Origin of the sequence: Arthrobacter pascens, assembly GCF_030816475.1 — a bacterium.
GTDB lineage: Bacteria > Actinomycetota > Actinomycetes > Actinomycetales > Micrococcaceae > Arthrobacter > Arthrobacter pascens_B.
In genome coordinates, this window is the sequence record NZ_JAUSXF010000001.1 from 1,438,009 (window position 1) to 1,462,907 (window position 24,899).

Below are 24,899 nucleotides of genomic sequence, written 5' to 3' on the forward strand. Positions count from 1 at the left end.
TATGCGCGTCCGTCCGTCGAAGTACTAGACCAGCGTTACACCAGTAGCCTGGGGACCCTTGGCGCCCTGACCGATTTCGAACTGAACGCGCTGGTTCTCGTCGAGGGTCTTGAAGCCACCGGTCTGGATCTCGGAGTAGTGAACGAAGACATCGCCATCGGAGTCATCCGGGGTGATGAAGCCGAAGCCCTTTTCAGCGTTGAACCACTTTACGGTTCCCTGTGCCATTTATTTCTCCTCATTGTGGAACTTGTCTAAGTCCAGCACACCTCGTGCTGGACTTGGTCACTCCGCGAGAAGAATCCTGGATTGCCGGTTACTGGAACCTGCGCTGCAGGAGCTTCGCGCTCGCAACATGTCTTGCGAGCATGAAAAACACCTACACAAAGACTTAGATAAGAATTTCACGACAGTTCCGTCAGGTCAACGGTCTAAGCGGCTAATCCGATAAATTTTGGGTAAAAAGCGAGTGAACGCCCTCGTCAGGGGTATGGCGGGCCTTCGGGAGGCGATCTTCGCACAGACTCGTGGACAGACTTCCGAAATGGATCCGGCGATTCAAAACAGGCGGGACTCGCTGTCGTCCACTCCGCGCATGGCGTCGTAGTCCAGGGTGATGCAGTCAATTCCGCGGTCATTGGCCAGGACCTTGGCCTGTGGCTTGATCTGTTGTGCCGCAAATATTCCCCGCACAGGGGCAAGGAGCGGATCCCTGTTCAGCAGTTCAAGGTAGCGGGTCAGCTGTTCAACGCCATCGATATCGCCCCGGCGTTTGAGCTCGATCGCCACCGTGGCTCCGTCGGCGTCACGGGCCAGGATGTCAACCGGGCCGATGGCGGTGAAGTATTCACGCCTGATCAGTGAGAAGCCGGAGCCCAGGGTTTCAATCTGCTCAGCCAGCAGCCTCTGCAGGTCCGCCTCCACGCCGTCCTTGATGAGTCCGGGGTCAACGCCGAGGTCATGGGAGGACTCATGGAGGTGCTCGTGGATGTTGATGATGAGCCGGTCGTCCGTCTTGGCGGACTGTACCGTCCACTGCTCGATGACCCCGAGCTCCAGGTCGATGTCCTCGGGGGAGGAGACCCGAAGTGTGGCCGGCGGGCTCATCCAGTTCAGCGGCTTGTAGGAGCCGCCGTCTGAATGCACCAGCACCGACCCGTCAGCTTTCACCAGCAGGAGCCTGGTGGCAAGGGGGAGATGGGCTTTGAGCCGGCCAACATAATCAACGGAGCATCGGGCTATGACAAGTCGCACGCCGTACAGACTACCGGTTCATCAAGAGCCGGCCGGGCAGGGCTGGCATGCCGGCTACCCCTGGGGCACGGGCAGGCACCTTGCTGAGGCAGAATAGAGGCATGCCGCGCTCCAACCGTCCCCGCCGTTCCGTTCCGGGAAAGGGCGGGGGACCAGCAGGCAATGCAGCCGGCAAGAAGGGGAACGGGGAAGTGCCCGAACTCGACCTCGAGCGTGCGCGGGCAGGCATAGCCCGCCGTGAAATTGCACCGGACGGTGAGTGGATGGTCAGGACCATGACCGCCCGGAACGCGGAAAAGACCTACATCTGCCCCGGCTGCTCAATGCCCGTGCCGCCCAGGGTCGCCCATCTGGTGGTGTGGAAGGACGACCACCTGTTCGGTGCGGCCGCCGGCCTGGCTGAACGCCGGCACTGGCACACAAACTGCTGGGTGTCGCGGAGCTACCGCTACCGCTGAGGCTCCAGGGCATGGCCGAAACGCCGGCCGGTGCCCGGCGAGTCGCTAAGCTGGCAGGCATGACTTTTGATCCGGCGTCGTACGAATTCAGCCAGCCTGCAGGTCCCTCACCCATCCGCGCGTCCACTGTCCTGCCAGCCAGGCGCGAAAACGTGGAACTCCATACCGAGGACGGGCACACCCTGGTGGGGGAGCTCGCCTTGCCGGAATCCGGCCCGGTCCTGGCAACCCTCATTACCCTGCACCCGCTGCCCACGCACGGCGGTTTCATGGACTCCCATGTGTATCGCAAGGCGTCCTACCGGCTCCCGGCGCTCGCTGGCGTGGCGGTCCTCAGGTTCAATACCCGCGGAACGACGTCGCCGCGCGGTACCAGCGACGGATCCTTCGAAGAAGGGATTGGCGAGCGCTTCGACGTGGAGGCAGCGGTGCGCTTCGCCGTCGAACGGCACTTGCCCAACCGCTGGCTGGTCGGCTGGTCCTTCGGGACTGAGCTGGCGCTCATGTACGGGGCCGTGGAACCCGTAGCCTCGCAGGTGGAGGGGGCAGTGCTGCTTTCACCGCCGCTCCACCGGGCCACTGACGCGCACCTCCGGAAATGGGCCGAATCCGGCAAGCCACTGACGGTCCTCGTGCCTGAGCATGATGACTACCTGCGGCCGGCCGCCGCCGCTGAGCGCTTCAGCCTGGTTCCCCAGGCCCGGGTGGTGGGGGTCGACGGCGCCAAGCACCTCTGGGTGGGTGAGAAGCATGCCGCCCGTGTGCTCAACGAGATCGTGGACGTGGTGACCGAGGCCGGCGCGGGTCCGGCCGGGCTTCCCCAGGAGTGGGAAGGTCCGGTGGCCACAGCGGCCGCCTAGACCTTATCGGGGTTAGTGCTTGTCCTGGCGCACGATGTAGATCTCCTTGATCAGCAGCAGGATGGCAGCAGCCGTTGGGATGGCGATCAGCGCGCCAAGGACGCCCAGCAGGCTGCCCCCGGCAATGACGGAGATGACGGCCACGGCGCCCGGCACGGCCACCGCCTTCTGCATGATGCGGGGCGAGATGAAGTACGCCTCGAACTGCAGGTAAGCGAAGTAGCAGACGGCATAGATGGCAGCCGTCTGCCACCCCTCGGTCAGCGACACCAGGAGCACCACAACGGCCGCGATCATTCCGCCGACCAGGGGAATGAACGCCAGGAGTGCAACCACGAAGGCCAGGAGGAGCGCAAACGGGATGCCGAGGATGGTCATGACGATGAACGCGAACGCGGCGTTCAGCAAGGCCACGCAGGCCTGACCGATCACATAGTTTCCGACCGAGCGGGTGATTTCCTCGGAAAGTGCCTGCACTCGTGCGCGGCGTGAGCGCGGCGCGAGCCGGTAACCCCACTTCTTCATGGCCGGGAGCGCCGCCAGGAAGTACAGGCTCAGCACAAGCACGATCAGGGTGCCGAAGAGTCCGTTGGCCAGGACGGAGCCGAAGCCCACCACTCCACCGAAGATGCCTCCTACGGCATCGGGATCTTTGACGAACTTGTCCAGTTCTTCATTAATGCGGTCCCGCAGGCCAAACTGGTCATCCAGGCTGCGGAACAGATCGGAGTCAATGAAATCCCGGACCCAGACCGGAGCCTGCTTTACGATCTCAGTGACCTGTTCCACGATGGTGGGGATCAGCGTCGCAAAGAAACCTGCGACTGCGCTGACCAGTACTGACACGGCCACCAGGATGCCGACCGGACGCGGAATCCTCCTGCTCTCCATCCAGCCAACAACAGGTTCCAGGCCAAGGGCGATGAAGAGGGCCGCGACAATCCAGAGTAGAAGTTGGGTGGTGTTGGAACCGATCCAGTACACCAACAGGGCCAGTCCCACCCCGACCGTCCCCATGAATCCCAGGTAGAGCGGGTGCTGGGCGGACATCCGGGGTCCCGGGTTGCCGAACTGCGGCGTTTCCGTGGTGGACTCTTCCGCGTCGGCTTCCTCATGCTGGGAATACTCCGGCGGCATCTCGAAACGGAGCCGGGGCTGCGCTCCCGGGAGCGGCTGGCGCAGGCGGCGCACGAGGGCCAGCAGCCCGGCAGCAGCGGATCCCGCGCGCCTGCCCGCTGTGGGCCGGGGCGGCGTGGCCTCCCGGGAGTCGGTGGCGGGGGAATTTTCCTGTCCCGCGGGGAACTCATCCGTCTTGTCAGTCACTGCGTTTCTGGGGCCTGTTCCGTGCGTGGCACCGCGGCTGCGGGCCTATGTGATGATCATCGCAAACACTATCAGCAGCCTTGTCAACAGCGGGGAGGGGAGCCGCTACCAGGACCCTGCGGGCGTGGTCCCCGGCGGCCGAACTGAGCTATTGGTAACAAAACGGTTACTATTGAAGGTAAACCCCCGCTGATGATAGGTGTTTCCTTTGCGTTTCAAGACTGCAGTCGCACTTGTGCTGCTCGGCCTCCTGACACTTTTGGCCGGTATCGGCCAGAAAACCATCTGGGCTCCCTCGGAGACCTTCACTGCCTCCGCCCCCGCCGACGCCGCGGGCGCACCTTTGACGGTCATTGACCAGAAGCTGCGTTCGCTCCACGGTGACAAGGTGAAGATCAACGTCAAGGGCGACGGCAACTTCATCCTGGCCGCCGGCCGGCCTGATGACGTGGATGCGTGGGTGGGCAAGACAGCCCACAACACCGTCAGCGGGGTTTCCGAAGACCGGAAGTCGCTACAGGTGGAACACACGGACGGCGAGGCCGCCGCGCCCAGCCCTGCCGGCTCCGATCTCTGGGTTTCCAGCGAAAATGCAAGCGGTGAGCTGGACTACTCCTGGTCCCCTCCCGCAGACGGCGAATGGTCCCTGCTCCTTGCTTCGGACGGCACAAAGCCGGCACCTTCATCCATCTCCATGACATTCGCGAACGATACCTCCACCCCATGGGCCATCCCGCTGATGGTCATCGGCGGGATGCTGATCCTTGCCGGCATCGCGCTGGCTGTCCTCTTTGCCCGCAGGCCCGACGGCGACGGCGGGGCAGGAAGCCGGTTCGCCAGGCGGGCCCGCGCCAGGGCCGAGGGCAGGTCTTCCGCAAGCGCCGGCACCGTGGGCGGAGCCGGATCCAGTGCCACGTCCGGGTCCGGCGCGTCCAAGTCTCCTTTCACCGCCGTAGTCACCGCCGCTCTGACCGCAGCTGTCGTAGCCGGAACAGGTGTTGTGGCGGCCAATGCCACCACGACGCCCGCCCCGGCTCCCGCCACGGATTCCAGCGCGAGCGCCTCCCAGGCTGCCGCGGCCCCTGCCTCCCCGGTCCTCCTTGATGCCCAGTTCAGGCGCATCCTGGAGCAGGTATCCAGCGCCACCGACGCCGGAGATGCGGCCAAGGATGCCAGCAAGCTCACCGACCGCCTGGCCGGAACCGAACTTGAGGTCCGAAGCCAGAACTACAAGATCCGTTCACAGGTGGGTTCCTACGAGGCACGGATGCCGGTGCGCTCGACGAAGCTCCTCACCACTGTGGTCACCAGCAAGCGGGACTGGCCGAGGTCTGTCCTGGCAGTCACCCAGGGCGACGGGAACGTGGTGCCGCAGCTGCTGACACTGATCCAGCTCACTCCCCGTGATAACTACAAGCTGATCGGCACCACCCCGCTCCAGCCAGGCACCACCTTCCCGTCCATCAACCGGGGAGGAACCGACTCGCTGGCGGCGAATGACAAAACAGGCCTGCTCTACAGCGGCGAAGAGGCCCTGTCCGGCCTTGCTGACCGCCTCACCACACCGGATTCGAGCTTCAAGGACAAGCTCGTGGAAGGCCAGTCCTCGCCGTACATCGCCGATACCCTGTCCTACCAGGCTGAAGTGGTGAAGTCGGGCGAGAACGGCAACTTCTCCTTCACCCACAAGGTGGTACCGGAAAATACCGTGGTATTCCGGACGGCTGACGGCGGAGCCCTTGTGCTGGGACGCCTCAACTTCGGTTTTGACGGCACACCCAAGGCGTCCGGCGACAAACTGACCATCGGGGACGATGCGGCAGCCCTCGCGGGCGGCAAGGAAACCACCACGGGAATGGTTCTGAGCTTTGCCGAAACGGTGGGCGTCTACATTCCGCCCGCCGGATCCACTGATCCGATGAAGCTGGTCGCCGCTACCCGCGGGCTGGTGGGCGCAAGCTTCAAGTAGGCAGCAGTTTGCGGAAGGGACGTTGTTTCCCCTGGCGGCGGCCGGAGTGGCTAGAGTGGAAAGCATGAGTTCGCCTGCTTCCCGACCTGTCCCTCCAGCCGCTGCCAGCACGCTTAACCTGCGCGGCGCCGTCGACCTTTCCTCACTGAAACAGCGTCCTGCGCCACCGGCGGGCGGGGGAACCAGTCCGGGAACCACAGCCGGTCCCGGCAGTTCAGCGGACACCGGGACCTCCGACGCCGGCACCCGGCAGTTGCGGGTGGACGTCACGGAAGGCAACTTCCAGGAACTGGTGGAGTTGTCCGCCCAGGTCCCCGTGGTCTTTGCGCTCTGGGCTGCCTACTCGCCGGAATCCACGCACGTGCTGGACACCCTGGAGCGGCTGGTGGAAAGCTACGCCGGCCGCCTGGTACTGGCGGCCGCGGACATCGACGCCTTTCCGCAGCTGGCGCAGGCGTTCCAGGTCCAGGCTGTACCCACCGCCGTGGCCGTCCTCAAGGGCCAGCCGGTGCCGCTGTTCCAGGGCAGTGCCGACGAAGTGCAGGTGCGCGGCCTCCTTGATGAACTGCTGAAAGTGGCTGCCGCCAACGGCGTCAACGGAAGCCTTGGCGGCGGGGCTCCGGAAGCGGCAGGGCCGGCCCCGCTTCCCCCGCTGCACCAGGCAGCCTTCGAAGCCATCGAAGCAGGGGACTATGAGGCCGCTGCCGCAGCCTACCGCCAGGCGCTGCTGGAGATGCCGGCTGATGCCGAGGCCAAGGCCGGGCTGGCGCAGGTGGAATTGATGGCACGGCTTCAGTCGCTGTCCGCACAGGATTCAGAGGCGCTGCGCACTCTCGCCGCCGATGAACCCGACAATCTTGAGGCCCAGCTCCGCATAGCGGACGTGGACGTCGCCGGGGGGCACGTGGAAGACGCCCTGAACCGGCTGGTCAGCTTCATTGGCCGCAACTTCGGCCCGGAGCGCGAAACTGCCCGCGTCCGGCTCCTGGAGCTTTTCGACGTGGTGGGCGCCACCGACCCGCGCGTGGCGAAGGCCCGGCAGGGGCTGGCGAGGGTGCTCTTCTAGTGTCCGCGCTCTTCACGCCGCTGAAGCTGCGCTCCCTGGAGCTCCGGCACCGCGGCTGGGTGTCGCCCATGTGCCAGTACAGCTGCGGGCCCGACGGCGAGCCAGGGGTTCCGAACGACTGGCACCTGATGCATCTGGGCTCCTTCGCCGCCGGCGGAGCCGCGCTGATCCTTACCGAGGCGGCGGCGGTGAATGCGGCGGGCCGGATCAGCCCCCGGGATGCCGGGCTGTACAACGACGCGCAGGCGGAGGCGTGGCAGAGGATCACCGGATTCGTGCACAGGCACGGTGCCGCCGATGCCAGGATCGGCGTACAGCTCGCCCACGCCGGACGCAAGGCCTCCACTTATTGGCCGTTCTCCGGGAAGAGTGGAAGTGTTCCCGAGTCCGACGGCGGCTGGGCCACCGTGGGGCCGTCGCCGTCCGCGTTTGACGGGTACGCCGAGCCGGCGGCGATGACCGAGGAACAGATCCGGGACGTTATTTCCGACTTTGCCGCCGCAGCGGTCAGGGCCGTCGACGCCGGCTTTGACACCGTGGAACTGCATGCTGCCCACGGCTACCTGCTGCACCAGTTCCAGAGCCCGCTGATCAACACCCGTACCGATTCCTGGGGCGGCGATGAGGCGGGACGGAACCGGCTGATCCTAGCCGTGATTGATGCCGTGCGGGAGGTCATCCCCGAGTCCATGCCGCTCCTGCTGAGGATATCCGCGACCGACTGGGTGGCCGGCGGGATCGATATCGAGGCCTCCATCCGCCTGGCCGCGCAGGCGGCTGGACACGGTGTCGACTTGGTGGACGTGTCCAGCGGGGGAGCAGTGGCCCACCAGGAGATCAGGCCAGGTCCGGGCTATCAGACCGAGTTCTCTGCCCGGATCCGGCGCGAGACGGGTGTTCCGACCGGAACAGTGGGCCTGCTGACCTCCCCGGGGCAGGCCGAACATGCAGTCGCCACAGGCCAGGCTGACGGCGTCTTCATTGCCCGGGCTGCCCTGCGGGACCCGCACTGGTGGCTGCGTGCCGCCTTTGAACTGGGCCATGACCTGCCCTGGCCTCCCCAGTATGAAAGGGCCGTGCCGCGGCGTTCCTTCTGAGCTATCCCATACTCCACCGTTCCTACTCCTTCGGGACTACCCTCTCGGCGGGAGGGTAGGTCTAGGGTGGCAATATGACTGCTCCGCATCCTGATCCGGTGGTGCACGCCGGCCCGGTTCCCGCCCTGTCCATCCGTGGCCTCGCCAAGAGATTCGGCGCGAAAATCGCCGTTGACGGAATCAGCCTTGATGTGCCGGCAGGCTCGTTTTTTGGCATCGTCGGGCCTAACGGCGCGGGCAAGACCACCACGCTGTCCATGGCAACGGGACTTCTGCGTCCCGATTTCGGCACCGCGGTGGTCCACGGCGTCGATGTCTGGGCCAGGCCGCTTGAGGCCAAGAAGCTGATGGGCATCCTCCCTGACGGAGTCCGGCTTTTTGACCGGCTGACCGGTGCCCAGCTGGTGAGCTACGCCGGGCTGCTGCGGGGGATGGACCGGGACGTGGTGTCCTCCCGCGTGCCCGAACTCCTGGCAGCCCTGGACCTGGGGCAGGACGCCGGAACCCTCGTCGTGGACTATTCAGCAGGCATGACGAAAAAGATTGCGCTCGCTTCCGCCCTGATCCACGCTCCGCGCCTGCTGGTACTCGACGAGCCTTTCGAATCGGTGGATCCCGTGTCCGCGTCCAATATCCGGGCCATCCTGGACCGCTACGTTGCCTCCGGCGGGACAGTCATCATCTCCAGCCACGTCATGGATCTGGTCCAGCGCATGTGCGACCATGTTGCGGTGGTGGCCGCGGGCCGCCTGCTGGCTGCCGGGACCGTGGACGAGGTCCGCGCTGGTGCCTCCCTGGAAGACCGGTTCGTCCAACTGGTGGGCGGCCGCAACCATACGGAGGGACTGGAATGGTTGCGCACCTTCTGAGGCTCAAGCTGACGCTCCTCCGCAACGGCCTGCGCCGCAGCCCGTGGCAGCTGGTAGGGATGGTTTTTGGCGGCCTCTATGCCCTCGGGCTCGTCGCCGCCCTCGTTGCTGCACTGGTCATCCTCCGACAGGCGGACGACGGGCTCGCCCAGACCGCCGTTGTGCTGGGCGGTTCCGCCGCCATCCTGGGCTGGGGCATCATTCCCGTGGTGGCGTCGGCAGCCGACATGACCCTCGATCCTGCGCGCTTCACCACGTTCGCCATTCCCATGCCACAGATGCTGGCAGGGCTGGCCCTCGGCGGGCTGATCGGGATCCCTGGCCTGGCCACAGCCCTCGTGGCGCTCGCCACCGTGTGGACCTGGTCCCGCGGAGCGTTTCCCGCTATTGGGGCATTGACGGGTGCCTGCCTTGGCGTTCTGAGCTGCATTGTCCTGTCCAAAGTGGTGACCACGGCAACCGCCAGCCTTGCTGCATCCCGCCGGTTCAAGGACGCCAGCGGCATAGCCTTCATGGTGCCCCTGGTCCTGATGGGCCCCATCGTGGCAGGAGTCTCCAGGGGCGTCTCTGCTTCCGCCGGCTTCCTCCCGGATCTCGCCCGGACCCTGGCCTGGACACCGCTCGGCGCCGCCTGGGCCCTGGGCGGCGACCTTGCCGCCGGCCGGCCCGGCGAGGCGGCAGCCAAGCTGCTTATCGCCCTGTCCACCCTCGCTGGCCTTGCCTGGTGCTGGAAGCTCCTGCTGGAACGCGCACTGGTCAATCCGCCGTACGCCGGAAGCGGGAGCCGGAAGGGCGGGAAAATGGGACTGTTCGCGCTTCTCCCGGCAACGCCTGTAGGCGCCGTGACCGCCCGGTCGCTGACCTACTGGCTCCGGGATCCGCGCTACGCAGGCTCACTGGTGGTTGTTCCGCTGCTGCCCGTCCTGTTGCTGTTCCAGGGCAGCCAGTCCGGTGACTACGGCACCCTGGCCTTCGCCGCTCCGTTGGCTGCTTTCCTGCTGGCCTGGTCCATCTCCGCTGACGTCTCGTATGACAACACGGCCTTTGCGCTGCATCTGGCCACCGGGGTCCGCGGCAGGGATGACAGGCTGGGCCGGGCCCTTGCCTGCCTGGCTTTCGCACTGCCGGTGGTCCTGATTTTCGCTATGGGGCACCTGGCATTCAGCGGAGGCTGGGAGCAACTGCCCGGCCGGCTGGGACTGAGCCTCGGGATCCTGTTCACCGGCCTGGGCCTGTCGTCGGTCGTATCTGCCCGCTACACCGTTGCGGTTCCCTTGCCGGGGGACAGCCCCTTCAAGAAGCCGCCGGGCAACGTTGGCCAGACGATGGCGGTGCAGTTTGCAGGCATGGGCATCCTCGCGCTCCTGGTGCTGCCCGAAGCGGCCCTCCTCGTCGCGCAGCTTTTCACAGGCAATGCGCTGTTCGGATGGATCAATCTCGCAGTGGGCCTGATACTGGGACTGGTTCTGTTTATGGCGGGAGTCCGGCTGGGCGGACGGTGGCTCGATGCGCGCGGACCCGAACTGCTGGCGCAACTGACCGTTAACCGCTGATTTAACAGCTGATTCCACCACCAGCAACCCCCACCAGAAAGGCGGCCGAGCATGGAAGTCGTTATTCTTCCGGGCACCAAACAGATCGGTAAACTGGCGGCCGACGCCATCGAGTCGCTACTGCGGGGCAAGCCGGACGCAGTCCTGGGACTGGCCACAGGATCCTCGCCCTTGCCGATCTACGATGAGCTCGCGGCCAGGCACGAAAGCGACGGGCTGGACTTCAGCCAGGCCCATGCCTTTGCCCTGGATGAATACGTCGGCCTGCCGCCGGGCCATCCGGAGTCCTACCGCGAGGTCATCCGCCGCGAATTCACGAGCCGGGTGAATATCCTGCCGGAAAACGTCCACAGTCCGGACGGTGCCGCCGCTGACCTCCCTGCGGCATGCCAGTCCTACGAGGATCTGATCCAGGCCCTCGGCGGCGTGGACCTCCAGATCCTGGGGGTGGGAACAGACGGCCACATCGGCTTCAACGAACCTGGTTCGTCCTTCGCGTCCCGGACGCGTATTAAAAGCCTGATTGAACAGACGCGGCGCGACAACGCCCGGTTCTTCAACAGCATGGCCGAGGTCCCGCACCACGTGGTGACGCAGGGCCTGGGCACCATCCTCGAGGCCAGGCATGTACTGCTGGTGGCGACCGGTGCGCAGAAGGCACAGGCAGTCCGGGACTTCGTGGAAGGGCCGGTTGCAGCAATCTGCGCCGCCTCGGTGCTGCAGTTCCATCCCCACGCCACAGTCCTGCTGGATGAGGCGGCGGCATCGTCTTTGAAGCTTGCCGATTTTTACCGGCACACCTACGACAACAAACCCCCCTGGCAGGGACTATAGGCGCAGGGGCTCTAGCGGTGCAAGCGGCACAAAAACCTGCGACGGCGGCTGGCTGGCCGCCCCGGCGCTGACAGCAAAACGGCCCGCCGGCGTCGGGCGACCGCCGGACGGAAAGGCTAAGATGGATGCCATGACTAGCATGACGGACCCTCTCGAAAACGACCCGATGCGCGAGCTTTCCGGGGCTGGAACGTCCACGGCCACCATTGAGCGCGAGGAACTGCGCCAGGAAGTGGAGCCCGGCGACCGGGAACGCTTCTCGCACTACGTTCGCAAAGAAAAGATCATGGAATCCGCGCTGACGGGTGAGCCTGTCATTGCCTTGTGCGGCAAGGTGTGGACGCCGGGCCGGGATCCACAGAAGTTCCCGGTATGCCCGATGTGCAAAGAGGTTTATGAAGGCCTCCGCCCGGGCAACGACGGCGGCAAGGGTCCCGGAGGGGACTCGGGCAACAACAAGTAGTGACGGAAACGCTCTTTGGCGGTCCCACCCTGCCTCCGGCTTATCCGGAACGTGCAGCCTGGGGAACCGCCCAGAAACTCCGTGCCTGGCAGCAGGAAGCGCTCGACCTCTATAACAAAGCGGCCCCTCGGGATTTCCTGGCAGTTGCCACGCCTGGGGCCGGCAAGACCACCTTCGCGCTGAAAGTGGCATCCATGCTCATCGAATCCGGTGCGGTCAACCGGGTCACCATCGTTGCGCCGACGGACCACCTGAAGCGGCAGTGGGCGGACGCTGCCGCGCGGGTGGGCATCGCCATCGACCCCAACTTCAGGAACTCCGACGGGCAGCACGGCCGCGGCTTTGTCGGGGTTGCCGTGACGTATGCGCAGGTTGCCAGCAAACCCCTGCTGCACCGGGCCAAGACGGAAGCGGCGCGCACCCTGGTGATCCTGGATGAGATCCACCACGGCGGCGAGGCACTCTCCTGGGGTGATGGTTTGCGGGAGGCCTTTGACCCCGCCGTCCGGCGGCTTTCGCTGACCGGCACGCCGTTCCGCTCGGACACCTCCCCCATTCCCTTCGTTGAATATGCGGAGGACCGGGACGGCATCCGGCGCTCTAAGGCCGATTACACCTATGGCTACGGCAATGCACTGCGGGACCATGTGGTGCGGCCGGTCATGTTCATGGCCTACTCGGGCCAGATGCGCTGGCGCACCAGCGCGGGGGAGGAGATGGCCGCCTCCCTGGGCGAGGCCGCCGTCACGAAGGACATCACCTCGCAGGCCTGGCGGACGGCCCTGAATCCCACCGGAGAGTGGATTCCCGCCGTCCTTGCGGGTGCGGATAAACGCCTCAGCGAGGTGCGCAGGACTGTCCCGGACGCCGGCGGCCTGGTGATCGCCACCGACCATGATGACGCCAGGGCGTACGCGGGGCAGCTGAAGAGGATCACGGGCGAATCGCCCACGGTGATCCTTTCCGATGATGCCAAAGCTTCCAGCAAGATCGAAGAATTCACGGCGAGCGACAAGCGCTGGATGGTGGCCGTCCGGATGGTGTCCGAAGGCGTGGACGTTCCCCGGCTGTCCGTGGGGGTCTATGCGACGTCCACATCAACCCCGTTGTTCTTCGCCCAGGCTGTCGGCCGCTTCGTGCGTGCCCGCAAAAGGGGCGAAACGGCGTCGGTCTTCCTGCCATCGGTCCCGCAGCTGATGGCGCTGGCCAACTCCATGGAAGCGGAACGGGATCACGCCCTGGACCGCCCGGAGAAGGAGGACGGCGACGGCCTCTTCAATCCGGAAGATTCACTGATGGCGGAGGCCAACCGCGAGGACAAGGCCTCCGACAGCCTCACCAAGGGCAAGTTCGAAGCCCTGGACTCGCAGGCTTCATTTGACCGGGTCCTGTTCGACGGCGGCGAGTTCGGCACCGGGGGAGAAGTGGGCTCCGAGGACGAACTCGATTTCCTGGGCATCCCCGGCCTGCTGGACGCAGAGCAGGTGGGTACCCTCCTGCGGCAGCGCCAGCACGAACAACTGAACCGGAAAAACCGGAAGCTCCCTGCAGGGGCCGCCGAGGCGTCCGGCGCAGTCCCTGCCATCCCCGACCACCGGATGCTGATGGACCTGCGCAATGAGCTGGCCAAGAATGTAGCCGCCTGGTCCGCCAGGACGGGTACCCCGCACGGGGTGGTCCACACCAAGCTCAGGACGGTCTGCGGCGGCCCGCCTGTGGCGCAGGCCAATGAGGAGCAGCTTCAGTCCAGGCTGCGGAAGCTCCAGGACTGGTTTATCGGCCGGAAATAGTCCGGGGGTGCCTCAGGCGATGTCCACTCCGCCGAGCTCCATCTCGGCAATGGCGTCTTCCAGGTCGTCTGCGATACCGGCGGTCAGCGAACGGATGACAGTTACCGAGTAGCCTGCCTGCACTGCATCCAGGGAGGTGGCCATCACGCAATAGTCCGTCGCGATTCCCACCACCACCACGTCCTCAACGTCGTGGCTCTGCAGCCAGTCATCGAGGCCGATGGCTTCGTCCGACGGCGGGAAATTATCCGGGCTGAGGTCGTCGGGGGCCGCTCCCGGCTGGCGTTCTCCGGTGGGAACCGCGTCCTCGGGTGCCAGGAGGCCCTCGAAGCCCGAATATGCGGCGGCGAACTGTCCCTTCTGGAAGTAGGCCTGGATGTATTCGGTGTCCAGGTCCGGGTGGAGCTCCGCGCCGCGGGTGCCGGCGACGCAATGCGGGGGCCAGCTGTCCTTGAAGTCAGGCGTCTCCGAAAAATGCGTACCCGGGTCGATGTGCCAGTCCTGGGTGGCGACGATATGGTCGAACTCGCCGTGGTGGGCATCTACGTAGTCACTGATGGCGGCCGCCGCACCGGCCCCGCCCTCCACGGCCAGGGCGCCGCCCTCGCAGAAGTCGTTCTGGACGTCAACGATGATCAGGGCACGGGACATTAGTTCTCCTCATAGATCGTGGGGATGGCGCCGTCGCCCCGCTGGAGGCGGTTGACCACAGCCGGCAGTTCCGCCATGGTGTCCGCGTGCCGCTGCCGGGCGCGGACCACACCTTCATGACCTGTCCACCCGGGCAGCAGTTCGCCGTTCTTCATGAACTGCTGGAGCAGCGGCCGGTCGTTCCCGTCGTCTTCCGGGTGGTGTCCGATTCCTACGATTTCCTGCGTCGCGACGCCGTGCTCGTCCAGTTTCCGGAGCGCGTACTTGCGGCCGCCGGTGCTGGTTTTGTTCTTGGCCGCCTTTGCCACCGGAAGGAAGTTGCCTGCATCGTCGGTGCGGCTGACGAGCTTGTAGACCATGCTGGCCGTCGGCGCGCCGGAACCCGTCACCAGCGACGTGCCCACGCCGTACGAGTCGACGGGAGCGGACTGAAGAGCCGCGATGGCGAACTCGTCAAGGTCGGACGTCACCACAATCTTCGTGTTCTCGTTGCCCAGCTCGTCCAGCAGCTGGCGGACCCATTGAGCCTGCGCCACGAGGTCGCCGGAATCAAGGCGCACCGCTCCGAGCCCGGGGCCGGCCAGCTCCACCGCCGAACGGACCGCTGTCTCGACGTCGTAGGTGTCCACGAGAAGGGACGTCCCGGCTCCCAGCGAGGCCACCTGGGCCTCGAAAGCGTCCCGTTCGGTGTCATGGAGCAGGGTGAAGGAGTGCGCAGCGGTGCCGACGGTCTTGATGCCGTACCGGATGCCGGCCTCGAGGTTGGACGTGCTGTCGAACCCGGCGATCACCGCGGCCCGGGCGGCAGCCACGGCCGACTCCTCGTGCGTCCGCCGGGAACCCATCTCGATGCAGGGGCGGTTGCCTGCGGCAGTGATCATCCGTGACGCTGCCGACGCTATGGCGCTGTCGTGGTTCAGGACGGAAAGCACGTAGGTTTCCAGCATGCAGGCCTCGGCGAACGTGGATTCGACGATCAGGACCGGCGAATAGGGAAAGTAGGCTTCGCCTTCCGGATATCCCCAGATATCCCCGGAGAACCGGTAACCGGCCAGGTAGTCCAGGGTGTCTGAATTGACTATGCCCTTCCGTCCCAGGAACTCCAGCTCGGCCTCGCCGAAACGGAAGTCGGCAATGCCTTGCAGCAGCCTTCCCGTACCTCCGACGATCCCGTACCGCCGCCCCTCCGGAAGCCGCCGCGCGAACGCTTCAAAGACCGACCTGCGGTGCGCGGCGCCTGAGTGAAGCGAGGCCTGCAGCATGGTCAGCTCGTAGTGGTCTGTGTAAAAAGACGTGCGGGGAGGGTCCCAGCCGGCAGAGGTACTCACAAAATTCACTCTAGTCCCCACCGGCTCCCGCGTCTCGCTTCGCTTCGCCGCGGGGCCCTCCCCATAGAATGGACAGATGACCTTAAGCGTTGCGCTCGGCCCCGATACGCAGGAGGGCACCCGGACCGGCACAGAGGCGTCCTCGGATTCCCTGACCGCACCGGACATCCCCTGGAACCTGGTGATCTGGAATGATCCCGTCAACCTGATGAGCTATGTGAGCTATGTGTTCCAGAGCTACTTCGGCTTTACCGAGAGCAAAGCCAACAAACTCATGATGGAGGTCCACAAGAAGGGCCGGTCCATTGTTGCCCACGGCAGCAAGGAGCAGGTCGAGCGGCATGCCGTGGCCATGCACGGCTTCGGCCTGTGGGCCACAGTGGAGAAGGCAAGCAGCGGCGGCCAGGGCGGCAAGCCGGGGAAGTCCGGCGGTTCGGGGCAGGGCAGGGGAAAACGTGGCTAAGGCATTCAAACAACGGCCTGAAGGGCATCACCGGCTTCCTTGAGCCAACCGAACGCGAGCTGCTCCGCAGCCTGATCGACGACGTCATCTCCATGCTTCAGCCGGAGGACCGCAGCAACCAGGATCCGCTGGCCGCCATGATCGGGCTGGACATGGATGTCCGTGAACCTACGGACCGGGCCGTCAAGCGGCTCCTGCCCAACGTCATGAAGAACGACGACGGCGCGTCCCTGGAATTCCGCCAGCTGACGGAGCGTTCGCTGCGGGAAACAAAAATCGGCGCCCTGCGGGCTGCCGCGCTTGATCTGGACAAGGACGAAATCGTCCTGACCCCGGAGGGTGCCCGGCACTGGTCGATGGCCCTGAACGACGTCCGCCTGGTGCTGGCTGAGCGCCTGGACATCCGGGATGAGGAGGACGCCGAGCATGTCCACCTCATGCAGGACTGGTCCCAGGCCGAGGACGTGGAAAGCTACCTCGCCCTGGTCTACAACTTCGCCACCTGGCTGCAGGAGTCCCTGGTGCAGGCGATGCTCCAGACGCTGGACTCCCGGACGTGAGCTGCCGGTTCACCCGGCCTCCAGTGTGCGGAACGGTCTCCGTCATGGCGGACAACTGTGACAAATTAGACATGAGTCGGACGCCACAATGTGATGGATGAGCAGGCAGGGAAGACCTATCCTCGAATAATCATGACAACAGCCTCGAGCATTGATACGCCGGCGGGAGCCGCAGCGGAGTCCCCGGCCGGCAGCACCGCCGGCAGCCAGATGGGATGGCGGCCCATCGGCGTCTTTGATTCAGGCGTTGGCGGGCTGACCGTGGCACGGTCTATCATCGACCAACTCCCCAACGAGTCGATTCTCTACGTAGGGGACACGGCACACGGTCCCTATGGCCCGTTGCCCATCGCTGAAGTCCGGGCAAATGCCCTGGGCGTCATGGACGAACTTGTGGACTCCGGCGTCAAGCTGCTCACCATCGCCTGCAACTCGGCGTCGGCCGCTGTCCTGCGGGACGCCCGCGAGCGGTACACCGCGCGGTACGGAATCCCGGTCATCGAGGTGATCCAGCCGGCTGTGAGGCGCGCGGTGGCTGCCACCAGGAGCGGCAGGGTGGGCGTGATCGGGACCTCCGCCACGGTAGGTTCCCGGGCCTATGAGGACACCTTCGCCGCCGCGCCGGACCTGGAGATCACCTCCGTGGCCTGCCCGGACTTCGTGAGCTATGTGGAGGCCGGCATCACCACCGGGCCGGAACTGCTGGCCGTGGCGGAAGAATATCTGGCGCCACTGAAGGCGGCCGGTGTGGACACCCTGGTGCTGGGCTGCACCCACTATCCGCTGCTCACCGGAGTTCTTTCCTTTGTGATGGGCGAGGACGTGACGCTCGTGTCCAGTGCCGAGGAAACAGCGAAGGACGTCTACCGAGCCCTGGCCACGCATAACCTGCAGCGCACTACGGCAGCGCCGCCTGAGCACCACTTCATCGCCACCGGAGACGCTGCCCAGTTCGAGGCACTGGCCCGCAGGTTCCTCGGGCCCGAAGTGCTCTCGGTTCGGCACGTGGACCACGTGGCCGCCCAATACCCCACCGGCAGCCTGGCCCGGATCACTCCCGAAATGATCGCCGCCGCACAGAGCGCCTCGGCGAGGGGCGGCACTGCGGAGCCCCGGATCTCCAATTTCGTTGGCGGCAACAGGACCGGAGGTCCCGGCCTGTGAAGCTCACCATCGTCGGCTGCACCGGTTCCTTTCCGGGACCCGGCTCGCCGGCGTCGTGCTACCTCCTGACCGCCCACGACGGCGAGCGGACCTGGAAGATCGTGATGGACCTGGGCAGCGGCGCCCTGGGCGCGATCCAGCGGTACACCGATCTGGAAGACATCGACGCCATCTTCCTGACTCACCTTCATCCTGACCACTGCATGGATCTTTGCGGCCTGCACGTGGCCGTCCGCTGGAAGCCGGGCGGCTGGGGACGCGGCAGGATCCCGGTGTGGGGTCCCGCGGCAACGGCTGACCGGATGGCAACCGCCTACGGCCTGGACCTGGATCCCGGCATGCACGGGGAATTCGACTTCACCAACTGGACCGAGCGGAAGCCGGTGACGCTGGGGCCCTTCACCGTGACGCCGTTCGCCGTGAACCATCCGGTCGAGGAGGCCTACGCCCTCCGGGTGGAAGCCACCGAACCTGACAAGAACGGCACCAGGACCACCCGCGTCCTGACCTATTCGGGAGACACGGACTCGTGCATTGGGCTGGAGGAGGCTGCCAAGGACGCGGACCTGTTCTTGTGCGAGGCGGCCTTTGAAGAGGGCCGGGACGACGGCATCAAAGACGTGCACCTGACGGGCAAGCGTGCCGGCGAGGCGGCGGCAGCGGCGGGGGCCAGAAGGCTGCTGCTCACCCACATTCCCGTCTGGACCTCACAGACGAAGGTCATGCAGGAGGCCCGCCCGGTTTTCGGCGGCGACGTGGCAGTTGCCGTTGCCGGTGTGCACTACACCATCTGAGCGCCTTGATCCCACTGTGCGTCCATAGCCAGGGGGCGTCCCCTCGAGCGCGGAACCTGTCGATAAGCTAGAGGCATGACTTCAGAAGCAACGGCAGTGCCCGTAGTGCGCGGCGATGGCCGCGCCCCCGACCAGCTCCGCCCCATCAGCATCACCCGCGGATGGTCCAAGCAGGCCGAGGGATCTGCCCTGATCGAATTCGGCAACACCCGGGTCCTGTGCACGGCGTCCCTGACTGTGGGAGTGCCGCGCTGGCTGAAGGGCGAAGGCCGCGGCTGGGTTACGGCCGAATACGCCATGCTTCCCCGTGCCACCAATACCCGGTCCGACCGTGAATCAGTCAAGGGGAAAATCGGCGGCCGAACCCATGAGATTTCCCGGCTGATCGGGCGTTCCCTGCGGTCCATCATTGATACCAAGGCCCTCGGTGAGAACACGATCGTGCTGGATTGCGATGTCCTCCAGGCCGACGGCGGAACACGTACCGCGGCCATTACGGGGGCTTACGTCGCCCTGGCTGATGCCATCCGTTTTGCGCGGGACAATAAGCTCATCGCCAGGAACGCCCAGCCCCTCATCGACACCATTGCGGCGGTTTCCGTCGGCATCATCGATGGCATCCCCATGCTCGACCTGCCCTACGTCGAGGATGTCCGCGCAGAGACGGACATGAACGTGGTGGTCACCGGATCCGGGAAATTCGTGGAGGTGCAGGGCACGGCTGAAGGCGCGCCCTTTGACCGCGACGAGCTCAACAAGCTGCTGGACCTGGCACTGCTGGGCACCACACAGCTGGCGGCCATCCAGCGTGAGACGCTCGCGGACTCCCTGTGAACCTTCCGGTTGCGGGAGCAAGAGTACCGGACGGAGCGGCGCCGCGCCTTGTCCTCGCCACGCATAACCAAGGCAAGCTGAAGGAACTGCGGGAGCTCCTGCGCGGGCAGATCCCGGGACTCGACGTCGACACGCAGGTGGTGGATGCCGCGGCGGCTGGTGCGCCGGACGTCGTCGAAACCGGCGTGACCTTCGCCGAGAATTCGCTGCTGAAGGCGCGTGCGGTTGCCGACGCCACCGGCCTGGTGGCCATTGCCGATGATTCCGGGCTTGCAGTGGACGTGCTCGGCGGGGCACCCGGGATCTTTTCCGCCAGATGGGCCGGCAGGCACGGCGACGATACTGCCAACCTCAGGCTCCTGCTGGACCAGCTCTCCGACGTGCCGGACGTGCACCGGGGCGCGGCCTTCGTTTGCGCAGCCGCGCTTGCCGTTCCGGAGCCGGGCGACGGCGGCGCCCGCCGTGAAGTGGTGGAGTACGGCCAGTTGGAAGGCGTGCTGCTGCGCGAGCCCCGCGGCGCGGGCGGCTTCGGCTACGACCCCGTGCTGCAGCCGCTGGGGGAGGAGCGCAGCTGTGCTGAACTGACCCCGTCGGAGAAGAATGCGATCAGCCACCGGGGCAAGGCCTTCCGTGCACTGCTGCCTGCCATCGCGGAAGCCCTGAAGTAGTTCCCCTTGGGGAGCCACTTCAGTGGGGGAGTCAGAGCTCCCGGTGTGTTTTCCGCTCGGCTTCGGGTTCGTGCTCCTCGATGAACTCGTCCACGGGGTCGGTTCCGAACTTGGCAGCCTGGCGCTTCGCCGAGAGGCCCCGGAGCACCTCGATGCCGATCGGAATCACGGAGAGCAGCACGATGCAGATGAAAATGATGTCCAGATTGTCCCGGACCCACGGCACCTTGTCGCCCAGGAGGTAGCCGAGCAGAGTGACACCGCCGCCCCAGAGCACCGCACCGATGACGTTGAACAGGAAGAACTTCCGCTTGTCCATCTGGGCAACGCCCACGATCACCGGCACGAAAGTCCTGATGATCGGGACGAAGCGGGCAAGGATCAGGGCCTTGCCGCCATGTTTTTCGAAGAAGGCATGCGCGTTCTCGACATTCTCACGCTTGAACAGTCGCGATTCGGGCTTGTTGAAAATGGCCGGACCGGCTTTCGCGCCGATCAGGTAGCCGGCCTGGTTACCGATGATGGCCGCGACGACGATCAGCACGGTCAAAAGCCAGATATTGAACTTGATGGTGTCGGTGGCCACCAGGAGACCGGCCGTAAAGAGCATCGAGTCGCCGGGGAGGAAGAACCCCACCAGAAGTCCCGTCTCTGCAAAGACGATGCCGCAGACGAGCAGCACCACCCAGGGCGCCAGCGCGGGGTCGGCCAGGAAGATCTGGGGGTTCAGCCAGTCGGGCAGGAACGAGGCCAGCTGCGGCTGGACCGGTCCCGCACCGCCCAGCATGGACACGGCGAGGTGGTTCGTCACAGGAAAGTTCACCCCTCAAGGGTACTTGACGGGCCTGTGCGCTTTTCGGCGGTAAGGTTGGCCCGTGGGTTTGGACTTTACGGCGATCGACTTCGAGACTGCCAACGGCTTCCGGGGTTCACCGTGCGCGGTGGGCCTGACAAAGGTCCGTGGCGGACGTGTAGTGGAGGAAGCATCCTGGTTGATGCGCCCGCCCGCAGACCACGACCACTTTGACTATCACAACGTCAGGATCCACGGGATCAGGGCAGAGGACGTGGCAGGCCGTCCCCGCTTCGGTGAGCTTTTTCCGGAGATCGGCGCGTTCATCGGCGGCGACATCCTGGCCGCACACAACGCCGCTTTCGACCTCGGCGTCATCCGGTCCGGCCTGGAGGTCTCCGGCCTTCCCGGCCCTGCATACGACTACGTCTGCACCGTGATGCTGTCACGGCGCTGCTATTCCCTGGTATCGAATTCGCTGCCGTTTGCTGCGGAGGAGGCCGGCGTCCCGCTGGTGAACCACCACGACGCCGCGGAGGACGCCCGTGCGTGCGCCGGCATCCTGATCGACATCGCCGCGCGCAACACCGCCAACAGCATCGCCGAACTATACCTCTCGCTCGGGCTCAACCTGCCCCGTCAGCAGGCCTTCGATCCGGCACGCGATGCCCTGTCCAAGCCCAGCATTGCCGCAATTTCGGGGGCAGCCGCAGGAAACGACGCGCCCCTGGTCCGGCCGTTCAAATCCGGGTGGCCGGAAGAGGGCGCAAACCCGCTTCCGAATCCGGATGCCGAACCCGGGCACCCGCTGTACGGACAGACGGTGGTATTCACCGGCGTGCTGGCGATGGGGCGGCCGGAAGCGAAGGTGCGGTCGGCAGAGGTAGGTGCGCGGCCGGAAAGCCGGGTAACGGCCCGTACCACGGTGCTGGTGGTGGGGGATGGTTTCGTAGCCTCTGACCTCCGCTCCGGAAGGCTGACCGGCAAGGCCAGGCGCGTCCTGGAACTGCACGGGCGCGGCCAGCCGATCGAAGTCCTCTCCGAAGGTGAGTTCCTGCAGATGGTTGGCGGCTTCGCGGCCGCCGCGACGGCCTAGACTCCAGCTCCTGGAACCCTGCTCCTGGAACACTGCCTTGGAATTCGGCGCAGGTTCATCCGGCGCAACAAAGCTTCCCAGCCACGGATCACGCTCCTAGCCTTGCAGGATGAGCAACTCCACCGGTACACAGCCCCCGGCTGTAGGTGACAGTCAGGTCAGTCCTGCGCCTGTCAGTCCTGAAAAAGTCCGTCCTGAAACGGTTCGGGCCGGTGTGGACTGGCGGGCCGTGTTCGCGTTTCCCAACCCGGTCAACGAATACGCGGCCCGCATCACCGCGGCTTTGGTGGTGCTGTTGGCCATCATCACGCTGCTTTCCGGCTCAGGATGGGGCCTGCTGGCCATCGCGCTGGGATTCTGGCTGCGGGTGCTTTTCGGGCCACGGATCTCGCCGCTGGCCCTGCTCTCGGTCAAGGTCCTCGCACCGCGCCTTGGGAGGGCACGCCTGGTCCCGGGGCCGCCCAAGCGCTTTGCCCAGGGAATGGGGGCGTTCGTTTCCTCGGCCGCGCTGGTCCTGTTCGTGGCAGGCGCGCTTCCCGCCGCATGGATTGCCCTGGCAGTTCTGATCGTGGCGGCGTCACTGGAGGCGTTTGCCGGATTCTGCCTTGGATGCGTGATTTTCGGGATGCTCCAGCGCCGTGGCCTGATCCCCGAGGATGTCTGCGAAGCCTGCAACAACATCTCACTCAGGCAGTCGTAACAGCCACCAGCTGATCGCCCATGCTGCGGATGACGTCAGGGGCCTCAAGGGCTTCCAGCCACTGCTCCGGCAGGCAGGCCTCGCCGTAATAGGCTCCCAGGATGTTTCCCGCGATGGAACCCGTTGAGTCGCTGTCGCCGCTGTGGTTGACCGCCAGGGCGACAGCCGCCCGGAAATGGTCCTGGGGCCCAAAGTCCAGGTTCCCGGCCATACTGCCGTCAGGCCCGGATGCCGTTGCCAGAACGGCGTAAAGCCCGACGGCGAGCGCCTCCTCGGCGACCCAGCCCTCGCCCAGTTCCCGCACAAGGTCCTCCGGAGCAGCCGGGCCTGAGGAGGCCATGCGGACCGCGGCGTCCAGCCGTTCCTGCAGTTCGGGAGCCGCGCCTTCAAGGCTATGGACCTCCGCCAGGACCGCGTCGGCGGCCGCGGGCAGGGTGTCACCGGCAACCAGGCGATGAATCAGGAGGCTGAAAATGCCGGCACTCTGCCGGGCTGAGGGATGTCCGTGCGTCAGTGCCGCGGCATCAGCGCTCAACTTGTAGACGGCGTCGGGCGTTATATGCGGAACGAGGCCGAACGGTGCGGACCGCATCACCGTGCCGCAGCCCTTCGACTCCGGATTGACAGGGCGGAAAACCGTCCCCATCTCTCCGGTAGCCAGCCCGCTCAGGCAGGCATTTCCCGGGGCCCGGCGGTGCCTGAGGACCTCCTGGCTGTCGATCCACCGGGGCTGCGGAACCGGAGCGGATGGCGGTACGGCCTCACCCTGGCTGGCGAGCCAGCGAAGATAGGCGAGCCACAGGCAGGCGTTAACATCGGCACCCACGCCGGAGTTGGCCCACTCTAGCGCCTCCACCAGTCCGTCTACTGTGTACAGCGTCATCTGGGTGTCGTCCGAAAAGTGGCTGCCGCCGTCGAGCGCTGAAAAATCCCGCAGACCTTCGACGCCGAAACGGCCGCGGATCGCCTCGATCGAATCGAACTCGACGGCGTAGCCGAGCGAGTCTCCCAGGGCGCCGCCCAGGAGGCAGCCGTGTATGCGGGATTCCAACGAAGGCGCTGTCACAGGGCCAGGATCGATGCTCATGACAGTAAATTTACCGTGGCCGAAAGCGCTGGCCGAACCTGGCGCTAAGCTCGGATGCAGCGAACGTTCAGATTCCGATGGCAGAATGCAAGGCTGCAGGTGAGGGTCATCCTCCCGCCTGCGCCGGCTCCAGAACTCCAATCCAAAGGACAGACCACCATGACTACCCCTGTGCCCGTCCACCACGCACCCGACGCCGGGCTGCCAGCCGGCGTTGCTGCCGAACCGCGCTACGGACTGGTGCCCAGGCTGGCGGCAGAAGCCTTCGGCAGCCTGTTCCTGGTGGTCGCCGGCCTTGGCGTACCGCTGTTCTCGATCCCGCAGTCCAGTCCCATACCCGCAGCCCTCGCCGGAGGCCTTGCTGTCACCGCCGCCATGTTTGCCTTTGGCTACGTATCCGGCGGTCATTTCAACCCGGCAGTGACGGTGGGTAACGCGGTCGCCGGCCGGATCCGGCTCGGGGAAGCGGCGGCCTACATCGGCGCGCAGCTCGTGGGGGGCCTGCTTGGTGCTCTTACGCTGTTCGGCATCCTTCGCACCCTGCCCAGCATCCAGGACAGCCGGACTGCGTTCGACACCGTGACGGCGGGCTTCGGCGAGCACTCCATCATCCAGGCTCCGCTTGCGGGCGTCCTCCTGCTCGAAGTGCTCGGCGCCGCGATCCTGGTGGCCATTTTCCTGGGCACCACAGCGGGGAAGAACCTCAACACGGCAGCTGCCCCCGTCGCCGTTGGCCTTGGGTTCGCCGTCCTGCTCCAGCTGGGCCAGTCCGTGGGCAACGCTCCATTCAACCCGGCCCGTGCCACGGCCTCTGCCCTGTTCAGTTCAAGCTGGTCCCTGGAACAGCTTTGGGTGTTCTGGGTTGCACCACTCGTGGGCGCTGCCATTGCCGGACTGGTCTTCCGCGGCTTCGCCGAAGCACCGGCTGCAGTGGCTGCCCCGGGCGCCCCCGCAGATGTGCTCGAGGACGCCTTCGAGGACGGTGAAGACGCCGACGACGAATCCGGGGAGGAAGAAGACAGCCTGACCGGTGGGGGTAAGGGTGTTCCTGCGGAGGAGACGGTTCCCTCAGAGGTCAACGTTCCTTCAGAGCAAAACGGTCCCTCGGCGGTCAACGTTCCTTCAGCTGACGGCGTTCCGTCCGGAGGAGCGGGCTCCGGACGTAACGAAGCGCAGGATTTCTTCGAGGGAAAGCGCAGCTAGGGCTGTCTGCTGCGGCGGTTGC

General features: G+C 65.6%; 25 protein-coding genes and 1 pseudogene. 19 read left to right on the forward strand and 7 right to left on the reverse strand.

Annotation, left to right across the window (positions count from 1 at the left end; genetic code table 11):
* Positions 1 to 24 precede the first annotated feature (24 nt).
* Both QFZ40_RS06670 and nucS read right to left on the reverse strand, forming a co-directional pair.
* Positions 25 to 228 carry a cold-shock protein gene (locus QFZ40_RS06670; RefSeq protein ID WP_011692441.1) on the reverse strand — a complete coding sequence of 68 codons (204 nt, stop codon included), beginning with the start codon at positions 226 to 228 and terminating at the stop codon, positions 25 to 27.
* Between the two features lie 330 nt (positions 229 to 558).
* Positions 559 to 1,254 carry an endonuclease NucS gene (gene nucS / locus QFZ40_RS06675; protein ID WP_306903521.1) on the reverse strand — a complete coding sequence of 232 codons (696 nt, stop codon included), beginning with the start codon at positions 1,252 to 1,254 and terminating at the stop codon, positions 559 to 561.
* A gap of 101 nt (positions 1,255 to 1,355) precedes the next feature.
* Between nucS and QFZ40_RS06680 the strand changes: the two genes are divergently transcribed.
* Together QFZ40_RS06680 and QFZ40_RS06685 are read left to right on the forward strand one after the other, a co-directional pair.
* Complete coding sequence (locus QFZ40_RS06680) at positions 1,356 to 1,712, forward strand: ATP/GTP-binding protein (protein ID WP_306903522.1); 357 nt, start codon at positions 1,356 to 1,358, stop codon at positions 1,710 to 1,712.
* 59 nt (positions 1,713 to 1,771) lie between these two features.
* Positions 1,772 to 2,572, forward strand: coding sequence for an alpha/beta hydrolase (locus tag QFZ40_RS06685; protein WP_306903523.1), 801 nt, complete (start codon positions 1,772 to 1,774; stop codon positions 2,570 to 2,572).
* Positions 2,573 to 2,584: 12 nt separating this feature from the next.
* Here QFZ40_RS06685 and QFZ40_RS06690 read toward each other — a convergent pair whose 3' ends face one another.
* Positions 2,585 to 3,895 carry an AI-2E family transporter gene (locus QFZ40_RS06690; protein ID WP_373427400.1) on the reverse strand — a complete coding sequence of 437 codons (1,311 nt, stop codon included), beginning with the start codon at positions 3,893 to 3,895 and terminating at the stop codon, positions 2,585 to 2,587.
* A 208-nt stretch (positions 3,896 to 4,103) separates the two neighbouring features.
* On the opposite strand from QFZ40_RS06690, the gene QFZ40_RS06695 reads away from it, so the two are divergent.
* The 8 genes from QFZ40_RS06695 to QFZ40_RS06730 all read left to right on the forward strand — a co-directional run bounded on the left by QFZ40_RS06695 (position 4,104) and on the right by QFZ40_RS06730 (position 13,536).
* Positions 4,104 to 5,864, forward strand: a complete 1,761-nt coding sequence (locus QFZ40_RS06695; protein WP_306903524.1) for a hypothetical protein — start codon at positions 4,104 to 4,106, stop codon at positions 5,862 to 5,864.
* A gap of 64 nt (positions 5,865 to 5,928) precedes the next feature.
* Positions 5,929 to 6,930, forward strand: a complete 1,002-nt coding sequence (locus QFZ40_RS06700) for a tetratricopeptide repeat protein (RefSeq protein WP_306903525.1) — start codon at positions 5,929 to 5,931, stop codon at positions 6,928 to 6,930.
* Entirely contained in the window at positions 6,930 to 8,027 is a 1,098-nt protein-coding gene (locus QFZ40_RS06705) for an NADH:flavin oxidoreductase/NADH oxidase (protein WP_306903526.1), read from the forward strand. The genes QFZ40_RS06700 and QFZ40_RS06705 overlap by 1 nt, the downstream gene beginning before the upstream one ends.
* A 74-nt stretch (positions 8,028 to 8,101) precedes the next feature.
* Positions 8,102 to 8,896 carry an ABC transporter ATP-binding protein gene (locus tag QFZ40_RS06710; protein WP_306903527.1) on the forward strand — a complete coding sequence of 265 codons (795 nt, stop codon included), beginning with the start codon at positions 8,102 to 8,104 and terminating at the stop codon, positions 8,894 to 8,896.
* Entirely contained in the window at positions 8,878 to 10,449 is a 1,572-nt protein-coding gene (locus QFZ40_RS06715) for a transporter (protein WP_306903528.1), read from the forward strand. Before QFZ40_RS06710 ends, QFZ40_RS06715 begins: the two co-directional genes overlap by 19 nt.
* Positions 10,450 to 10,500: 51 nt before the next feature.
* Entirely contained in the window at positions 10,501 to 11,283 is a 783-nt protein-coding gene (nagB, locus tag QFZ40_RS06720) for a glucosamine-6-phosphate deaminase (RefSeq protein WP_306903529.1), read from the forward strand.
* A 121-nt stretch (positions 11,284 to 11,404) separates the two neighbouring features.
* Complete coding sequence (locus QFZ40_RS06725; protein WP_066292415.1) at positions 11,405 to 11,746, forward strand: DUF3039 domain-containing protein; 342 nt, start codon at positions 11,405 to 11,407, stop codon at positions 11,744 to 11,746.
* Entirely contained in the window at positions 11,746 to 13,536 is a 1,791-nt protein-coding gene (locus tag QFZ40_RS06730) for a DEAD/DEAH box helicase (RefSeq protein WP_306903530.1), read from the forward strand. The genes QFZ40_RS06725 and QFZ40_RS06730 overlap by 1 nt, the downstream gene beginning before the upstream one ends.
* Before the next feature lie 12 nt (positions 13,537 to 13,548).
* On the opposite strand, the gene QFZ40_RS06735 is transcribed toward QFZ40_RS06730, so the two are convergent.
* Both QFZ40_RS06735 and QFZ40_RS06740 read right to left on the reverse strand, forming a co-directional pair.
* The gene (locus tag QFZ40_RS06735) at positions 13,549 to 14,187 is read right to left on the reverse strand and encodes an isochorismatase family protein (RefSeq protein WP_306903531.1); all 639 of its coding nucleotides are present in this window, start codon (positions 14,185 to 14,187) and stop codon (positions 13,549 to 13,551) included.
* A complete protein-coding gene (locus QFZ40_RS06740; RefSeq protein ID WP_306903532.1) occupies positions 14,187 to 15,515 on the reverse strand; it encodes a nicotinate phosphoribosyltransferase in 1,329 nt (442 codons plus the stop codon). Before QFZ40_RS06740 ends, QFZ40_RS06735 begins: the two co-directional genes overlap by 1 nt.
* A 76-nt stretch (positions 15,516 to 15,591) precedes the next feature.
* On the opposite strand from QFZ40_RS06740, the gene clpS reads away from it, so the two are divergent.
* From clpS to rdgB, 6 genes and pseudogenes are all read left to right on the forward strand, one after another.
* Positions 15,592 to 15,978, forward strand: a complete 387-nt coding sequence (gene clpS / locus QFZ40_RS06745; protein WP_306903534.1) for an ATP-dependent Clp protease adapter ClpS — start codon at positions 15,592 to 15,594, stop codon at positions 15,976 to 15,978.
* A pseudogene (locus QFZ40_RS06750) lies at positions 15,971 to 16,538 on the forward strand (DUF2017 domain-containing protein). Before clpS ends, QFZ40_RS06750 begins: the two are co-directional and overlap by 8 nt.
* A 132-nt stretch (positions 16,539 to 16,670) precedes the next feature.
* Positions 16,671 to 17,702, forward strand: a complete 1,032-nt coding sequence (gene murI / locus QFZ40_RS06755) for a glutamate racemase (protein ID WP_373427401.1) — start codon at positions 16,671 to 16,673, stop codon at positions 17,700 to 17,702.
* Positions 17,699 to 18,496 (forward strand): MBL fold metallo-hydrolase, encoded by a 798-nt coding sequence (locus QFZ40_RS06760; RefSeq protein ID WP_306903537.1) that lies wholly within the window; start codon positions 17,699 to 17,701, stop codon positions 18,494 to 18,496. Before murI ends, QFZ40_RS06760 begins: the two co-directional genes overlap by 4 nt.
* A 75-nt stretch (positions 18,497 to 18,571) precedes the next feature.
* Positions 18,572 to 19,330 carry a ribonuclease PH gene (rph, locus tag QFZ40_RS06765; protein WP_306903538.1) on the forward strand — a complete coding sequence of 253 codons (759 nt, stop codon included), beginning with the start codon at positions 18,572 to 18,574 and terminating at the stop codon, positions 19,328 to 19,330.
* The gene (gene rdgB, locus QFZ40_RS06770; RefSeq protein WP_306903539.1) at positions 19,327 to 19,998 is read left to right on the forward strand and encodes an RdgB/HAM1 family non-canonical purine NTP pyrophosphatase; all 672 of its coding nucleotides are present in this window, start codon (positions 19,327 to 19,329) and stop codon (positions 19,996 to 19,998) included. Before rph ends, rdgB begins: the two co-directional genes overlap by 4 nt.
* 31 nt (positions 19,999 to 20,029) lie before the next feature.
* Here rdgB and QFZ40_RS06775 read toward each other — a convergent pair whose 3' ends face one another.
* Positions 20,030 to 20,785, reverse strand: a complete 756-nt coding sequence (locus QFZ40_RS06775; protein ID WP_306906847.1) for a DedA family protein — start codon at positions 20,783 to 20,785, stop codon at positions 20,030 to 20,032.
* Between the two features lie 88 nt (positions 20,786 to 20,873).
* On the opposite strand from QFZ40_RS06775, the gene QFZ40_RS06780 reads away from it, so the two are divergent.
* Positions 20,874 to 21,887 (forward strand): exonuclease domain-containing protein, encoded by a 1,014-nt coding sequence (locus QFZ40_RS06780; RefSeq protein WP_306903540.1) that lies wholly within the window; start codon positions 20,874 to 20,876, stop codon positions 21,885 to 21,887.
* A gap of 109 nt (positions 21,888 to 21,996) precedes the next feature.
* Positions 21,997 to 22,587 carry a DUF4395 domain-containing protein gene (locus QFZ40_RS06785; protein ID WP_306903541.1) on the forward strand — a complete coding sequence of 197 codons (591 nt, stop codon included), beginning with the start codon at positions 21,997 to 21,999 and terminating at the stop codon, positions 22,585 to 22,587.
* Here QFZ40_RS06785 and QFZ40_RS06790 read toward each other — a convergent pair.
* Entirely contained in the window at positions 22,574 to 23,674 is a 1,101-nt protein-coding gene (locus tag QFZ40_RS06790) for an ADP-ribosylglycohydrolase family protein (RefSeq protein ID WP_306903542.1), read from the reverse strand. The two genes, QFZ40_RS06785 and QFZ40_RS06790, sit on opposite strands and share 14 nt — an antisense overlap.
* Before the next feature lie 159 nt (positions 23,675 to 23,833).
* On the opposite strand from QFZ40_RS06790, the gene QFZ40_RS06795 reads away from it, so the two are divergent.
* Positions 23,834 to 24,877, forward strand: a complete 1,044-nt coding sequence (locus QFZ40_RS06795) for an MIP/aquaporin family protein (RefSeq protein WP_306903543.1) — start codon at positions 23,834 to 23,836, stop codon at positions 24,875 to 24,877.
* Positions 24,878 to 24,899: the final 22 nt, after the last annotated feature.

What these genes read in the sequence shown, in the direction of transcription:
- QFZ40_RS06670 (WP_011692441.1), bottom strand. Translation starts at nt 228, where the DNA reads ATGGCACAGGGAACCGTAAAGTGGTTCAACGCTGAAAAGGGCTTCGGC.
- QFZ40_RS06680 (WP_306903522.1), top strand. Translation starts at nt 1,356, where the DNA reads ATGCCGCGCTCCAACCGTCCCCGCCGTTCCGTTCCGGGAAAGGGCGGG.
- QFZ40_RS06685 (WP_306903523.1), top strand. Translation starts at nt 1,772, where the DNA reads ATGACTTTTGATCCGGCGTCGTACGAATTCAGCCAGCCTGCAGGTCCC.
- QFZ40_RS06700 (WP_306903525.1), top strand. Translation starts at nt 5,929, where the DNA reads ATGAGTTCGCCTGCTTCCCGACCTGTCCCTCCAGCCGCTGCCAGCACG.
- QFZ40_RS06710 (WP_306903527.1), top strand. Translation starts at nt 8,102, where the DNA reads ATGACTGCTCCGCATCCTGATCCGGTGGTGCACGCCGGCCCGGTTCCC.
- QFZ40_RS06715 (WP_306903528.1), top strand. Translation starts at nt 8,878, where the DNA reads ATGGTTGCGCACCTTCTGAGGCTCAAGCTGACGCTCCTCCGCAACGGC.
- nagB (WP_306903529.1), top strand. Translation starts at nt 10,501, where the DNA reads ATGGAAGTCGTTATTCTTCCGGGCACCAAACAGATCGGTAAACTGGCG.
- QFZ40_RS06725 (WP_066292415.1), top strand. Translation starts at nt 11,405, where the DNA reads ATGGATGCCATGACTAGCATGACGGACCCTCTCGAAAACGACCCGATG.
- QFZ40_RS06735 (WP_306903531.1), bottom strand. Translation starts at nt 14,187, where the DNA reads ATGTCCCGTGCCCTGATCATCGTTGACGTCCAGAACGACTTCTGCGAG.
- clpS (WP_306903534.1), top strand. Translation starts at nt 15,592, where the DNA reads ATGACCTTAAGCGTTGCGCTCGGCCCCGATACGCAGGAGGGCACCCGG.
- murI (WP_373427401.1), top strand. Translation starts at nt 16,671, where the DNA reads ATGACAACAGCCTCGAGCATTGATACGCCGGCGGGAGCCGCAGCGGAG.
- rph (WP_306903538.1), top strand. Translation starts at nt 18,572, where the DNA reads ATGACTTCAGAAGCAACGGCAGTGCCCGTAGTGCGCGGCGATGGCCGC.
- QFZ40_RS06775 (WP_306906847.1), bottom strand. Translation starts at nt 20,785, where the DNA reads ATGCTGGGCGGTGCGGGACCGGTCCAGCCGCAGCTGGCCTCGTTCCTG.
- QFZ40_RS06785 (WP_306903541.1), top strand. Translation starts at nt 21,997, where the DNA reads ATGAGCAACTCCACCGGTACACAGCCCCCGGCTGTAGGTGACAGTCAG.
- QFZ40_RS06790 (WP_306903542.1), bottom strand. Translation starts at nt 23,674, where the DNA reads ATGAGCATCGATCCTGGCCCTGTGACAGCGCCTTCGTTGGAATCCCGC.
- QFZ40_RS06795 (WP_306903543.1), top strand. Translation starts at nt 23,834, where the DNA reads ATGACTACCCCTGTGCCCGTCCACCACGCACCCGACGCCGGGCTGCCA.